This is a genomic window from Clostridium sp. 1001275B_160808_H3, from assembly GCF_015550425.1.
Lineage (GTDB): Bacteria > Bacillota > Clostridia > Clostridiales > Clostridiaceae > Clostridium.
In genome coordinates this window covers 16776-32611 of sequence record NZ_JADNAT010000008.1, presented here as the reverse complement: position 1 = coordinate 32611, position 15836 = coordinate 16776, and the positions used below count along the sequence as shown (strand labels likewise).

The following is a 15836-nucleotide window of genomic DNA, read 5'->3' as shown; positions in this document are numbered from 1 at the left end:
TATTTAATTTAAGATTTAATTTATTAAATTTCAAGTAAGCTTTAGTATCTTGAAAAAGTGAATTTTTTATTTTATGAAAGGGCGGTCGCGTTTCGCGACTCCCTTTATACTTGCATATTAACTTTTTATAAAGTGGATTACGAAACGAGAGCCTTTTTTAAACCGTTAATTTTACTTAATTAAAGATGTTTTTAAATTTAAATAGAAATTTTGGTGTATATTATATATGCGCAAAATGGAGGCTCGAATTAGAACTTCCATTTTTACTGGTTAATATCAAAATTTATTTTGCTACAACCAAGTTTTCTTATCATAAGAAGTTACTCCTTAGGTGGTAAAATAAATTTATTAACAAGTAATGCTATTAAAATACCAAAAAGAGTTTCTATTATTCTATTAACTGCATAATAGAATGGGTCTGTGAAAGCGTGAATAGTAGTTACTCCAAGAAATGCAATGCATGATACATTAATTGCTCCAGGCTTTTTTAGTAAGTTACAAGAATAGATAACTACTATGATACCGATAGATATAGATATATAAATTAATATCTTACTTAAAGTCATGAATTCAATATTAAATTTGAAGTATCTACAAATAATTAAAAATAATAATCCTATAATTGCTCCAACTATTGTTCCAAGGCCTCTGTTTATTGCCATTTTAACTGAGTTTGCAACTGTATCTTGTACACAGATAACAGCAGTTAAACAAGCGAAGAAAGGCTCATTAGGAAATAGTAATAAGCACAGAAATACTGAAACTGCAGTTTTTATGGTTCTAAGTCCAACTTTAGGAATCATGAAATTCATATTATTTTCTCCTTAATCTTTTGTAAATATATTTATTTTATTTATTATTTACATTTTCTAATTTTTCATTTGTCTTTTGTTTTTTACTTTTTGGTGGATGAATATATTTGTTAATAATTAGAGCAATTATTATTCCAAATGCTGTTTCTACAGTTCTTCTAATAGAATACATTAATGGATCATCATATCTATGAGAAATAAGTATCCCAATCAATACAATAGAAGCAATAGAACACGCAGCAGGCTTTTTTATAATATTACAAATATAAATTATTAGTGATACACCTAAAGCAGTTATTACTGTTGCAAATGATGTTAAATTTAATTTGTTAATTGTGAAAAGTAATAAAACTCCTAATGTACCACCAAGTAAAGTACCTATCAATCTATTAAGGCCAATTTTAACTGAATTTTCTACTGTATCTTGCATACAGATTACAGCTGCTATTGCGGCAAAAAGAGAATTTGGCCAAAATATAAGGCAAATTAAAACTGAAAGTCCTGTTTTAATATTTCTAGAACCTAGATGAGGTAATTCAAATTTTTCCATAGCATCAACTCCAATCCCAATCCCTTATACATATTATATCATATAGATTATACAAAATTAGCATGGAAATATAACTTAGGTTGATGGGATTATGTAAAAAAGTGTAAGTGCCTTTAGAGTAACAATTATATTTATAAGTATGTAGTTACTAAATAGAAATAAATAGTAACCACATACTTATAAATATATATTGCAGATGCAGTTATTGATATTATAAAATATAAATATTACAAATATGTTTAATAAGGATTGATTATATGAGTTTTTGGCTTTATTTATTAATAGTAGAAATAATTCCATTAGGGATGTTTATTTTAGGGGGACTATTTGAAGCGAGTTCTACTAAATATCCAGATACGAAAATTGGATATAAAAATAAGTATTCATTAAAGGATAAATATTCATGGGAGTATTCAAATAAATTAGCAGCTAAAATATATGGAGCTGTAGGTACAGGGGTATTTATTTTTAATGCAATATTATTATTTATAATTGGTGAAAACACTTTTACATTTATATTGCTATTTAGTTTATTTATGGTCTTATTATCAAGGACAATGATAGATAAGCTAATAAAAAAGAAATTTGATAAATAATGATGTATTAAAAAGAATTGACAGTATTTTTAATATAGAATATCATAATAATAAATAAAAAATGCGATGAAAAGAAGAGTAGTAAAGAAAGAATGTCTTAAAGAGAGCTAGGTAAGGTGAAAGCTAGCGACAAGAATCTTTATGAAGATGGACTTGGAGCATATTTCTTGAGCTATAAATGTTAGAGAAATACGGGAGCAACCGTTATATTGCAGGGTGATTAAATTCACCTATTGAGATATTTATTGTGAAATAAGTATGAATTAGAGTGGTAACACGTATAATACGTCTCTATATAGGTCTTAATATACCTATATAGAGATTTTTTTATTATAAAGAAGATAACAATGTTAGGGAGGAGAAATGGTATGTGTAAAAAGACATATTATATAACTACACCAATTTATTATCCATCAACTAAACTTCATATTGGAAACACTTATACAACTGTAGCAGCAGATGCTCTTGCAAGATATAAGAGATTAACTGGATATGATGTAATGTTTTTGACTGGAACAGATGAACATGGTCAAAAGATACAAAGGATAGCAGAAGAAAAGGGAATAACACCAAAAGAGCACGTAGATGAAATAGTATCAGGAATAAAAGATTTATGGAAGATGATGAATATTAGCTATGATAAGTTTATCAGAACAACTGATGATTATCATATAAAAGCTGTTCAAGATATATTTAAAAAATTATATGACAAGGGAGATATTTATAAATCATCATATGAAGGTTTATATTGTACTCCATGTGAATCTTTCTGGACAGAAACTCAATTAGTTAATGGAAATTGTCCTGATTGTGGTAGACCAGTAGAAAAATCAAAGGAAGAAGCTTACTTCTTTAAGATGAGTAATTATGCTGATAAGTTAATGGAGTATATTGAAACTCATCCAGATTTTATACAACCAGAATCAAGAAAAAATGAAATGGTTAATAATTTCTTAAAGCCAGGATTACAAGATCTTTGTGTTTCAAGAACTAGCTTTAACTGGGGAGTTCCTGTAACATTTGATGAAAACCATGTTGTATATGTTTGGATAGATGCACTTTCAAACTATATAACTGCCTTAGGATATGGTAGTGATAACAAAGATTTATACGATAAATATTGGCCTGCTGATGTACATTTAATTGGTAAGGATATTTTAAGATTCCATACTATTTATTGGCCAATTATGTTAATGGCATTAGATTTACCATTGCCAAAGCAAGTATTCGGTCATGGATGGTTACTTGTTGATGGGGGAAAGATGTCTAAATCTAAAGGTAATGTAGTTGATCCAGTAACATTAGTTGAAAACTTTGGTGTTGATGCAGTTAGATATTATCTATTAAGAGAAATACCGTTTGGATCAGATGGATTATTTAATAATGAGATATTTATAAAGAAGATAAATTCAGATCTATGTAATGACTTAGGAAACTTATTATCAAGAACTGTAGCTATGATTGAAAAATATTTTGATGGAGTAATCCCAAACAATAATGTAAAAGAAGCTATAGATGATGAATTAATAAGCTTAGCATTAGAAACTCCAAAGAAAGTTAATAAGGCTATAGATGACTTAAGAATTCCAGAAGCATTAGAAAATATATTTGAATTAATAGGTAGAGCAAACAAGTATATAGATGAAACAACTCCTTGGATATTAGCTAAGGACGAAGATAAGAAAGAAAGACTTGGAACAGTTTTATATAACTTAATAGAAAGCTTAAGATTCTCATCAGTTTTATTATCTGCATTCTTACCAGATACAAGTAAGAAAATTAATGAGCAAATAAATGCAAGCAATATTACATTTGAATCATTAAATGATTTTAATGGAACAATAGTTGGAACTAAGGTTCAAAAAGGTGAAGCTTTATTCCCAAGAATAGACGTAGATAAAAAAATAGCAGAGTTAGAAGCATTAAGAGAAGCACAATTAGCAGCTAATAAAAAGGAAGAAAAGAGAGAAATAACTCCAATTAAAGAAGAAATAACTATAGAAGACTTCGAAAAAATAGACTTAAGAGTAGTAAAAGTATTAGAATGTGAGCCTATAAAGAAAGCTAAAAAGTTATTAAAACTAAAAGTAGATTTAAATGGAGAAGAAAGACAGGTAGTTTCAGGAATAGCACAATACTACAAACCAGAAGACTTAGTTGGTAAATATGTAGTATTAGTAGCAAACCTAAAACCTGTAACATTAAGAGGAGAATTATCACAAGGTATGATATTAGCAGCATCAACAGATGATGATAGCTTACTAAAATTAGTAAATCCAGGAGAACTACCAACAGGAAGCGTAGTTAGATAATTAAAGAATGAATAATGGATAATTGACAATGGACAATTTTGGATGAAATTTCTCCAAAAGGAGAAATTTCTAATAATATATTTATTACAAAAACTCAGCTATTAGCTGAGTTTTCTCCATAATTATCAATTGTGCATTATAAATTGTCAATTAAATATAAGGGGGTTTTTATGAATATAATTGTTGGAAACGCATGGCCTTATGCAAATGGTCCATTACATTTAGGAAGAATTGCAGTATTACTTCCAGGTGATATAATTGCCAGATATCATAGACTTATGGGAGATGAAGTTGTATTTTTATCAGGAACAGATTGTCATGGTACTCCAGTAACTATGAAAGCAAAGGAAGAGGGGATAACACCATTAGAAGCAACTATTAAATATCATGATGAGTTTAAGAGATGTTTTGATAGTTTAGGATTCTCTTTCGATGTGTTTGAGAAGACTCATTCTGATTATCACGAAGAAAAGGTTAAGGCATTTATCCTTGAATTATATAATAAGGAGTATATATATGAAAAGGAAATTGAGCAAACGTATTGTGAAAATTGCAATGAATTTTTATCAGACAGGTATATAGAAGGAAAGTGTCCACATTGTGGAGAGATTGCCTCAGGAGATCAATGTGAAAACTGCTTGAAGGTAATAGATTCAGAAGAACTTTTAGATAGAAGATGTAAGCTTTGCGGAAATGAAACAATATTAAAAGAAACAAAACATTTATTTTTCTCACTTTCAAGTTTTGAGAATGACGTTAGAAGACTTTTAATTAGGCAAAAGGGGTGGAGAGAAAATGCTCAAAAAATAGTAAAGAGATATTTAGATGAAGGATTAAGAGATAGAGCGGTTACAAGAGATTTTAATTGGGGAGTAGATGTTCCTTTAGAAGGATATGATGATAAAAAAATATTCGTTTGGATTGAAGCTGTAATGGGGTATTTAACAGCTAGTATGAAGTGCTTAGAAGAAAGAAATGAAGATTGGAGAGAATATTGGCAGGGAGAGGACTCAAGGGTTTACTTTGTTCATGGTAAAGATAATATTCCTTTCCATACTGTAATATTTCCAGCTATATTAGCGGGAATTGGAATAAAAAATCCTAATTTGAGAGTTATATCAAGCGAATATATGAAATTAGAAGGAAAAAATTTTTCGTCAGTTAAAAATTGGGCTATATGGGGTGACTATATAGTTGATAATTATGATGTTGATGAATTTAGATATTACTTAGCATTGAATTCTCCAGAAGTAAAGGATACTGATTTTACTTGGAGAGATTTTATAAATGTAGTAAATAGAGATTTGGTTAGTTCATTAAGTAATTTTGTTAATAAAACAATTGATTATATAAATGAAAATTATGATTCGAAGATACCTGATGGAAATATATCAAATGATTTCAAAAATGAAATACTAAATTTATATTTTGATGTAGGAGATAATATAGAAGAAGGAAAGTTTAAAAATGCAATTTTAGATATTATGTCTTATGTGAAAAAAATGAATAAATATATTGAAAATGAATTATTAAAGACAAGATCAGAAAAGAGTAACAAAGAAATTAAAAATAAGGTTTATGAGTGCATACAGTCAGTTGTAAATTTATCCAACTTATTAGAACCTTTTATACCTTATACTTGCAACAAGATAAGAGAATCTTTAAGTTTAGAAGAGCCTATATGGAGCTATGTAGAAAAGCAGAGTGGAGAAATTTTAAATTTAGAAATATTATTTAAAAAACTTGATAAAAAAAGGGCTTCTGAAGAAGTTAAAAGACTAAAAGAAGAGAAGTTTTAATATTAATTATAGAAAAACCCTAGATTAAATCACTTTGGGGAATAATTTAATCTAGGGACCATTAGATGGTTTTAGGGGTAAATAATAATGCTTTAACTACTTTACAGTTATTATAATACATTAATAATATGACAATAGTGTGACAAAAAAATAAATAAACTGTGAATACAATATAAATATTCTTCTTAAAATAACTAGATAAATTTCAAAATAAGGATAACTTTACATGCTATTTAATATTTACAATTTTAGCTATTAGTTGTATAGTAATTTTGTTAACAAAATATTAATTTTATGTTAACAGTTGAAATTATTTAAATTATAAGGAGAATAATTGATGGACAAGTTCGCTATTTTAACAGGTTTAATAGGTGGATTAGGCTTATTTTTATATGGCATGAAGCTTATGGGAGATGGTCTAGAAAATGCTGCAGGTGAGGGCCTTAAATCAATACTAGAAAAGTTAACGAGCAATAAGTACATAGGAGTTTTAGTAGGGGCACTAGTTACTGCGATAATACAAAGTTCCAGTGCAACGACAGTTATGGTTGTAAGCTTTGTAAATGCTGGATTAATGAACTTATTTCAAGCGGCAGGAGTAATAATGGGAGCTAATATAGGAACAACTATTACAGCTCAAATGGTATCTTTTGATTTAGATGCAATTGCACCATTATTCATAGGCGCAGGTGCTATAATAATGCTAATAGCAAAGAAGAAAAGAGTTAGAGATATAGCAAGTATAGCTTTAGGATTTGGGATTTTATTCATGGGTATGGGCGTAATGGCTGATGCTATGAAACCAATTGCTGAAGCAAGTTGGTTTAAAGATTTTGTAGTTGTAGTTGCAGACAATAGTATTTTAGGTCTAATGGCAGGGCTTGGTATGACAGCTGTTGTGCAAAGTTCATCAGCAACAACTGGTATTCTAGTTGCTTTAGCGACAACTGGTGCAATAGATATGCACTTGGCATTTCCTGTAATATTAGGTTGTAATATAGGAACTTGTGTAACAGCAATATTAGCATCATTAGGAGCAAATAGAACTGCAAAAAAAGCTGCATTAATACACTTACTATTTAACTCATTAGGAGCATTAATTTTCCTACCATTTATAAATCCATTTATAAGATTGGTAGAATCAACTGATCCAACAAATGTAGCAAGACAAGTTGCTAATGCGCATACTATATTTAATATTACTGTTACTGTGTTATTATTACCGTTATCAGCATATTTAGTTAGAATAGTTAACATGATTCTTCCAGGTGATTCTGAAATAGAAAAAGAAGGAGCTATTTATTTAGACAAAAATTTATTAGAAACTCCTATCGTAGCGAATGGACAAGTATTTAAAGAAACAATAAGAATGGCAAATAAAGCAAAAGAGAATTTAGAGTTAGCTATGAAAGCACTCACAGAAAATAGTACAGAATCAGCCGAGAAGGTATATAAAAATGAAAAAATAATAAATGCATTAGAAAAGGATATAACTGATTACTTAGTTGAGCTTTCACAACTGGATTTACCAGAAGAAGACATAAAATTATTTAGTTCAACATATCACGTAATTAATGATATAGAAAGAATTGGCGATCATGCAGAAAATATAGCAGATTTAGCCTTAGAAAAAATGAACAAGAACATTCATCTTGGAGATAATGCTAAAGAGGAATTATCTTTAATATTTGATAGAACTATTAAGGCTATTGAGATTGCTATTGGAAGTTATAATAGTAAAAATTCAACAGCTCCAAAGGAAATAGAGCAAATAGAAAATGAAATAGATAAATTAGAGAAAAAGTTTAGAGAGAATAATATAAAGAGATTAAATGAAAAATCATGTTCTGCAGCATCTAGCGTTATATTCTTAGATTTAATAAGTAATCTAGAGAGAATTGGAGATCATGCCAATAACATTGGAAATGCAGGGAAAAAGCATAATTTATAATAGTATATAAACAATATAAGAGAGTCTGCTTAATTTTTTAGCAGACTCTTTCTATTTTTAGTTATAAAGTCTAATATATATTAGATAAAGATAAAATGTGTATTATATCGCTTTTTGTAATATAATAATATTTATAATAATTTCAGAAGGGAATTGGAGGAATAGATATGGAAAATAAATATGTAATATTTGATACACATGCTCATTATGATGATGAAGCTTTTGATGAAGATAGAGAAAGTGTATTTAAGCAAATTAAGGAAAATGGAGTTATAGGGATATTAAATTGTGCATCTAGTTATGAAAGTATATCAAAAACAAATAAATTGACTTTAGAAAATGATTTTATCTATGGAGCTTTGGGAATACATCCAGAAAATGCAAATGAATTCAATGATGATGTAGAAGAAGAGATTTTAGATTTAATTGAAAAGAATAGAAAGATAATTGCTGTTGGGGAAATTGGATTAGATTATTACTGGGATGAGAATCCATCAAAAGATATACAAAAGAAAGTTTTTAGGCAACAAATGAAGCTTGCAGAAAAGTTAAACCTTCCTGTTGTAATACATGATAGAGAAGCGCACGGAGATACATTGGAAATTATGAAGGAATTTCCTAAAGTAAATGGAATAGTGCACTGTTTTTCAGGTAGTACTGAATTTGCTATGGAATGTATAAAACTTGGATACTATATTGGAATAACAGGCGTAGTTACTTTTAAGAATGCAAAAAAAATAGTTGAGGTAGTTAAGCATGTCCCACTAGAAAAATTATTGGTCGAAACAGATTGTCCATATATGGCTCCAGTACCAAATAGAGGAAAAAGGAATAAATCGGACTATATTGCTTATATAATAGAACAAATAGCTATAATAAAAGAATTAGAGCCTAAAGAAGTTAATTTGGCCGTAAATGATAATTTTAAGAGGTTGATTGGAAATAGTTTATAAAGTAAAATAAAAAAGTAATAATTTCAAAAATTTAACAATTTTGATGTTTTGTTATTACATAATGTTGAAATTGTAGAAAACTTAAGTCTACTTTTTATGAAAGGCTGCAAAGTTGCTATAATTTATAATTTATATTTTGAGTATGCATATGATGCATTTATCCGCAGTTTTATTAATGCAGGAGGTCTTAATTTGACAAAAGCGCTTAATTCAATTATAATGCAAAAGACGCTCTTGCCAAAGGAGGTAAAGTAGATGGTAGAAAAATGTAAGGAATACATGAAAAACAACTTTTCTAACGGTCCAAAGGCAAAAATACTGATAGGTGTAGTACTAGCTGCTATTGTTTTATCAGTGACGTTCATAAACATGAGAAAGACAGTAACAATGAAAATAGACGGTAAAGAAGAAACGTTTGTCACATATAAGGGGACTGTTAAAGATGTGTTGGATACGAAAGGGGTAGAAGTTAACCCTAAAGATAAGGTTCAACCAGCTTTAAATGGTAAGGTATCTGAAGGAGATACAATATCTATTAAGAGAGCTGTTTCAGTAGAACTGACTGTAGGAGATAAACAAGTAAAAATTGATACTGCAGAAGATACTATTGAAGAAATGCTAGAAGTAGAAAAAGAAGAACTTAAGAATCAAGGAATTGAATTTAATGAAAATTTGGACGAGATAGCTCCTGCATTAAGTACGAAAATTACATCGGATTTAAAAATTAACCTTGTTAAGGTTGAAGTTAAAAAAGAGTTAGCCAAAGAGGCTATTGATTTTGATGTAGTAGTTGAGTCAGACGAAAACCTTGATAGTGGACTAGAAGAAGTGAGACAAGATGGAGCTTCAGGAGAAAAGGAAGTCACTTATGAAATAGTTTACAAAAATGGTGCTGAATTTTCTAGATCTGTAAAAAGTTCCAAGGTATTAGCAGAGCCAGTTAATAAAGTAATTGCACAAGGAACAAGAAAAGCTTTTGCAAGTAGAGATGGTCAGCTATTAAATTATAAGAGCGTAATATATTGTGAGTCTACTGCATATAGTGGAGGTGGGATTACAGCAACAGGAAGTGTACCTGTTAGAGATCCAAATGGCATAAGTACTATAGCGGTTGACCCAAGGGTTATTCCTCTAGGAAGTTTAGTTTATGTAGAGGGATATGGAAAGGCTGTAGCGGCAGATACTGGTGGTGCTATTAAAGGAAATATCATAGATGTATATGTAAATTCTGAAGCAGAAGCATATACCGACTGGGGAAGGAAGTATAACGTTCCTGTTTATATTTTAGCTTATCCAGGAGAATGGTAAAATAAGAGGGTGCTCTAAAGTTAGAGCACCCTTTTATTTTCTAATTAATTTGACATAATAAGAATATAAGGATAAATTATTATTTAGATGTAATAAATAAAGTATATCTTTATTTACGGAAAGGAAGTAAATATTTTGATAAAAGAGGTTATTGTTGTTGAAGGTAGAGATGATATAACTGCTGTTAAACAAGCTGTTGATGCTGAAGTTATAGCCGTTGGTGGATTTGGAATAAATGCTAGAGTAATAGAAAGAATAAAAGAGGCTCAAAAAAGAAAAGGTGTAATAGTTTTAACAGATCCTGATTTTGCAGGAGAAAAGATTAGAAGCATAATAGCAAAAAGAGTAAAAGGAATAAAGCATGCATATATAGCTCAAGAAGATGGAATAAAAGGTGACGATATAGGTGTAGAAAATGCAACTCCTGAGGTTATCATAGAGGCATTAAATAGAGCAAAAATATCAGAAGAAGTAGTTAACGAAATATATACTTCAGAAGATATGTTTCATTTTAAACTTACGGGCTATGTTGACTCAAAAAGAAGAAGAATAATCTTAGGAAAAGAGTTAGGAATAGGGTATGGTAATGCAAACCAAATGCTAAGTAGATTAAATAAATATTCTATAACAAAAGAAGAATTTATTGCAGCAATAGAGAAAATAGAAGAAAATTTAGGGGTGAAAAAGTAATGGAGATACAAGATGTAAAAACGGCTGAGTTAGTTAAAAAATATAATTTTAAGTTTTCTAAGAGTTTAGGTCAAAACTTTTTAATAGATGATTCAGTTCCAAGAGATATAGTAGCTGGAGCTGAAGTAGATGAAAATGATTTAGTAATAGAGATAGGACCAGGAGTTGGTACGCTAACAGCTCAATTATTAAATAAGGCTAAAAAAGTAGTAGCCATAGAATTGGATAATGATCTTATACCTATTTTAAATCAAGAAATAGGAGATAATCCTAAATTTACATTAATACATAATGATGCTTTAAAGGTTAACTTTAATGATATAATCGGAGAAGAAAAAAGTGTAAAACTTGTTGCTAATTTACCTTATTATGTTACCACACCTATAATTGTTAAGTTATTAAAGGAAGGTTATAAATTTAAATCATTAACTATAATGATACAAAAGGAAGTTGCAGAAAGAATGAATGCAGATCCTGGGAATAAAGATTATGGATCTCTTTCATTATTAGTTCAATATTACTGTAATACTAAAATAGTTAGAAGAGTACCGCCTCAATGCTTCATACCAAGGCCAAAAGTTGATTCTATAGTTATAAGATTAGATAAATTAAGTGAACCGAAAGTTAAGGTTCAAAATGAAAAATTATTTTTTGATATAATTAGGAATTCTTTTAATATGAGAAGAAAAACTCTTTGGAATGGTGTGAAAAATATTGGATTAAGTAAAGAAAATTTAGAGTTAGCATTTAATGAAGCTGGAATTGATCCAAAAAGAAGAGGGGAAACTTTAACTATAGAAGAGTTTGCAACTTTGTCAGATAGAATATATGAAAAAATGTAGTATTTTTAATTCTTAATTTGAATTTATAAAATTATTTTATAGCTTAAATAAGGCTCGTGAGAAATTTGGTGTAATATCAAATAATCTCACGAGTTTTATTTTTAACATATTTAGATATGCAATGCATATAATGTATTGAATTAATGTAAAGTGGAGGTTCTAGAGGTTTGTCACAATTAAATAAGTTGTATAGAAATTTTATTATTTTACAAGAAGATGAAAGAGGTTACTCTAATTCTAATGACAAAACCTTATCAGGATATTCAAAGATAGAGGCAAGGGGAGATACATGCAAAATTTCTTTTTATGCTCAAAATCTAAGGAATGATGATGATTATTGCATTATGGCTATATGCAATAAGAAAGATACTAAGAAAATAGTAGACTTAGGCAAGATCACTATTTCAGATGGTGGCAAAGCAGAAATAACAAAGGAATATTCTGTTGATGATATAGCAGGATTAGGATTATCTTATGATAAGATATCAGGAGCGGCAATAGCTAAGGTGAAGGATGGAATTCCAATTATAATAATGTGTGGATTTATAAATGGAGAACAACCAAGTGAAAGTTGGAAGAATTACAAGATAGTAAAATCTGCTCATGAAAAAATAAAGGATAAGATTGAATACATTAAGAAAGATGAAAAGAAGAAAAAGGAAGAAAATAAACATCACGAAAATAAACATCATGAAGAGAAGAAAGAAGAAAAGATCTGTGATGAACATAGAGAAGAAGATATTAGAAGTGAAAGACCTATTATAGAGGAAATTGATAATATTGATCCTATAAATGTAGAAGATGAAGAATATTTAGAAGAAGCGAAAGAAGAAAAGGAAATTGCAGAAGAACCTACTGATTTAGAAGGGATTATTAGCGAAGATAATCCGTTTATTGATCAAAAGATTGCAGAAAATCCATTTGATAATAAAACTGGGGATCTTAACTATTATGGAATGAATTCATTAAATAGAGATAGCGATAAGAGTAATATTGATGAAGAAGAAACTATCAATAAAGATAATCCATTTGTTGATAAAGATATTGAAGAAAATCAATTTGAAAATAAAGCTGAAGGCATTAATTATTATGGAATGGATTCATCAAATAGGGGCAATAATAGAAATAAATTTGATGAATACGAAGAAAAGATAGAAGAAAAAGTAGAGGAAATGGTGGAAGAGGATCCAAAGGTATTTACAATAAGGGGAAGTGTCGGAGAATACTTCGAGGGAATTGCTAATGGATTTGAACACTGCAGAGGAGAATATCAAGAAATAAAATACTGTAAGTGGTATAAAATTCCGGTTCATGATTTGCATGAAATGTGCAATATGTCAAATTATAATAGATATACAGTAGCATATTATCCAATGCTTAATTATTATCCATATATAAGAAAGTATGGACATTTTATGCTTGGATATAAGTGTGATAAGGATGGAAATCTAAGATATATAGTTTATGGTATTCCAGGAAAGAAAAATAGGGATGAGCAACCTTATGAAGGAAAAACTGGATTTGTAACTTGGATTAGTAATGAAACTAGGGATGGAATGGGATGTTGGTTAATGTTCTACGATTTCAGAAATTCAACTGTTGTAGTACCTATGCAATAGAGTACTATAATAAGGTGTACTTATAAATCCTAATGAGTATATTAAATGAATAAGAAAAAAATCTATGTAATAACCCTAATGGTATTCCTGATGTTTCTTATAGTCTGTATGAAAAATCTATTTATAAATGATATAAGGAAAGTTGCAATTTCAAATAATAATATAGAAAAATTTGATGTTTATTTGTTGAGAGAGGGAAAATATAAAGTTTCACTACCAGTAGGGTGGGAAATAGATGATAATTCTAATAGTTATATAAATATTAATTTCAATGATGGGAATGATATTTATGGAAATATATCTATAACAAATGGTGATATTGAAACTATTTGTAATGATATAGCTATAAATAAAGATGATATAAAAATAGTAGAAGATGATAGTACTTGGCATATTATAAATAAGGAAAAAGACAATACTATAAATAAATATTATCTTAGAGATTACTCAGAGGGAAAAGTTCTTATGATTAAATATTCCTATATAAAAGGGAACGAAAAAAATAGCATAAATGTTGTCTTTGATAGTATATCAAAGAGTTTTCAATAATCATTTAATAAGATTTGCTATTAAAGAATTAAAGTATTATAATTTATTTATAATTAGGAGAAGCTAATGCTTCTCCTAATTAACTATAAGTTATTGTAGGGATACTATTGACTTTTTAATAGAGGGGGAAGGATATAATTGAAAAAGCCAATAAAGAATATAATCACTATATTAGTAATAATACTGTCGTTTAACTTAACATCTTGCGGGATGATAGATAATATAAAAAATAAATTTAGAAGTGACAATGGTTATTTTGATTACTTAGGAAGTGGAAAAGTAGACGTTATAAGTATTCAAAGTGTTAGGGATAAGTCATTCAAATTTCTTGTAACAGATGATAAAGCTATATTAAACATGTATAACCTTTTATCAAAAGCAAAGGTAAGTGAAAAAAAATCTGATTTACAGCCAGACTATATTTTTGAAGTGAAAATTGGTGATGAAGTTAAAACTTTTAATTATGTAGTTGGAGCTTATGATGGAAACTTTTATAACGATGATATAAGTTTTACAGTTTCTAAAAGATTAGATGAAGGGATTCTTCAAAATTTATCAATAATTAGGAAGCCTAGGGATTTTGAATACATATATTATAATCCTATATTAGATGTTATGAATTTGCAAAAAGAAGCTCTTAATAATGAGAATAATAAGATTGGAATTGATATACAAGAAGATGTAGATTGTTTAAAATATATATTTTCTTCAGATATAGAAGATTTTCTTACGAGAGCTAGAAAGATTACACCTAATGTAGAGATGGTAAATAATAATCAAAATGATTTTGATATTGTTATAAACATCAAAAATAGAGGTCATAATTCAACTAATTATAAGAGTAATATAACGGTGCAAGATAAGAAAAATAACATAGAGTATTATTATTATGTAGTTGGGGAAAATGAATTTAAGGAATGGAATATTTCGATTTATACAAAGGATAATATTCCAAAGGAAATAGAGAAAAATTGGTAGGAGGTAAGTGATATGTCAGGTTGTTCAACTTGTCCAAGTCAAAATAAATGTAGCTCAAAGGATACTGTTGGAGCACAAGGTTGTGGTAAGTTATTACCGAAGTATGGTGAAATAAAAAATGTAATTGGAATAATAAGTGGTAAAGGTGGAGTTGGTAAATCTACAGTTACTGGAATACTAGCAAGTACATTAAGAAAAAAAGGATATAAGGTAGGCGTTTTAGATGCTGATATAACAGGTCCTTCAATGCCAAGATTCTTTGGTATAAGTAATAAAAGAGCGGTTATTGAGCCTATTGATGAAAATAATTTTAAATATAATCCAGTAGAATCAAAAGGTGGAGTAAAGGTACTATCAATGAATCTACTAATACCAAAAGAAGATGATCCTGTTGTTTGGAGAGGTCCTATAGTTACAAGCGTTCTAACTCAATTATTTACTGATACGGTTTGGGGAGAACTGGATTACTTATTAATAGACATGCCGCCAGGAACATCAGATATAACTTTAACAGTAATGCAAAGCTTCCCTATTACAGAGCTTATTATTGTTTCAACACCACAAGACATGGTATCTATGATAGTTAAAAAGGTAATAACAATGGCAAATAAGATGCCTTTACCAATAAGAGGTGTTGTGGAGAATATGTCTTATATAAATTGTCCAGGTTGTGATACTAAAATGAGAGTATTTAGTAAGAAGTCAGCAGAGGAACATGCTGAATATTTAGGGGTGCCTTTAATTGGAGAACTTCCTATAAATGTAGATTTAACTGAAGCTTTAGAGCAAGGAATAGCAGAGGAATATGTAATAAATAATGATTTATATTCATTAATTTTTGAAGGTTTGTATTAGTAGGAAATACATAAAATATATA

Annotated in this window: 14 protein-coding genes and 1 other annotated feature; of the genes, 12 read left to right on the top strand and 2 right to left on the bottom strand. The window is 28.9% G+C overall.

All coding sequences use genetic code 11. From position 1 onward, the window contains the following. Window positions 1-320 precede the first annotated feature (320 nt). Together I2A75_RS07480 and I2A75_RS07475 are read right to left on the bottom strand one after the other, a co-directional pair. Window positions 321-812, bottom strand: a complete 492-nt coding sequence (locus I2A75_RS07480) for an aromatic acid exporter family protein (RefSeq protein ID WP_195263857.1) — start codon at window positions 810-812, stop codon at window positions 321-323. A 37-nt stretch (window positions 813-849) separates the two neighbouring features. After that, the gene (locus I2A75_RS07475) at window positions 850-1362 is read right to left on the bottom strand and encodes an aromatic acid exporter family protein (protein ID WP_195263856.1); all 513 of its coding nucleotides are present in this window, start codon (window positions 1360-1362) and stop codon (window positions 850-852) included. 257 nt (window positions 1363-1619) lie between these two features. Between I2A75_RS07475 and I2A75_RS07470 the strand changes: the two genes are divergently transcribed. The 12 genes from I2A75_RS07470 (at window position 1620) to I2A75_RS07415 (ending at window position 15814) form a co-directional block, all read left to right on the top strand. Continuing rightward, complete coding sequence (locus tag I2A75_RS07470; protein ID WP_195263855.1) at window positions 1620-1958, top strand: SdpI family protein; 339 nt, start codon at window positions 1620-1622, stop codon at window positions 1956-1958. 57 nt (window positions 1959-2015) lie between these two features. Continuing rightward, window positions 2016-2254: a binding site (T-box leader), on the top strand. 72 nt (window positions 2255-2326) lie between these two features. Then, window positions 2327-4270, top strand: a complete 1944-nt coding sequence (metG, locus tag I2A75_RS07465; protein ID WP_195263854.1) for a methionine--tRNA ligase — start codon at window positions 2327-2329, stop codon at window positions 4268-4270. 170 nt (window positions 4271-4440) lie between these two features. Further along, window positions 4441-6069, top strand: a complete 1629-nt coding sequence (gene metG / locus I2A75_RS07460) for a methionine--tRNA ligase (RefSeq protein ID WP_195263853.1) — start codon at window positions 4441-4443, stop codon at window positions 6067-6069. 337 nt (window positions 6070-6406) lie between these two features. Beyond that, entirely contained in the window at window positions 6407-8020 is a 1614-nt protein-coding gene (locus I2A75_RS07455) for a Na/Pi cotransporter family protein (RefSeq protein ID WP_195263852.1), read from the top strand. Window positions 8021-8187: 167 nt separating this feature from the next. Then, entirely contained in the window at window positions 8188-8973 is a 786-nt protein-coding gene (locus I2A75_RS07450) for a TatD family hydrolase (RefSeq protein WP_195263851.1), read from the top strand. A 255-nt stretch (window positions 8974-9228) separates the two neighbouring features. After that, window positions 9229-10281, top strand: coding sequence for a G5 and 3D domain-containing protein (locus I2A75_RS07445; RefSeq protein WP_195263850.1), 1053 nt, complete (start codon window positions 9229-9231; stop codon window positions 10279-10281). Window positions 10282-10416: 135 nt separating this feature from the next. Next, window positions 10417-10971, top strand: coding sequence for a ribonuclease M5 (rnmV, locus tag I2A75_RS07440; protein WP_195263849.1), 555 nt, complete (start codon window positions 10417-10419; stop codon window positions 10969-10971). Continuing rightward, a complete protein-coding gene (rsmA, locus tag I2A75_RS07435; protein WP_195263848.1) occupies window positions 10971-11813 on the top strand; it encodes a 16S rRNA (adenine(1518)-N(6)/adenine(1519)-N(6))-dimethyltransferase RsmA in 843 nt (280 codons plus the stop codon). The genes rnmV and rsmA overlap by 1 nt, the downstream gene beginning before the upstream one ends. A gap of 167 nt (window positions 11814-11980) precedes the next feature. Continuing rightward, complete coding sequence (locus I2A75_RS07430) at window positions 11981-13432, top strand: hypothetical protein (RefSeq protein WP_195263847.1); 1452 nt, start codon at window positions 11981-11983, stop codon at window positions 13430-13432. A gap of 108 nt (window positions 13433-13540) precedes the next feature. Continuing rightward, window positions 13541-13981 carry a hypothetical protein gene (locus tag I2A75_RS07425; protein WP_243242076.1) on the top strand — a complete coding sequence of 147 codons (441 nt, stop codon included), beginning with the start codon at window positions 13541-13543 and terminating at the stop codon, window positions 13979-13981. Window positions 13982-14119: 138 nt separating this feature from the next. Beyond that, entirely contained in the window at window positions 14120-14959 is an 840-nt protein-coding gene (locus tag I2A75_RS07420) for a hypothetical protein (RefSeq protein WP_195263845.1), read from the top strand. A 12-nt stretch (window positions 14960-14971) separates the two neighbouring features. After that, window positions 14972-15814, top strand: coding sequence for an Mrp/NBP35 family ATP-binding protein (locus I2A75_RS07415; protein WP_195263844.1), 843 nt, complete (start codon window positions 14972-14974; stop codon window positions 15812-15814). Window positions 15815-15836: the final 22 nt, after the last annotated feature.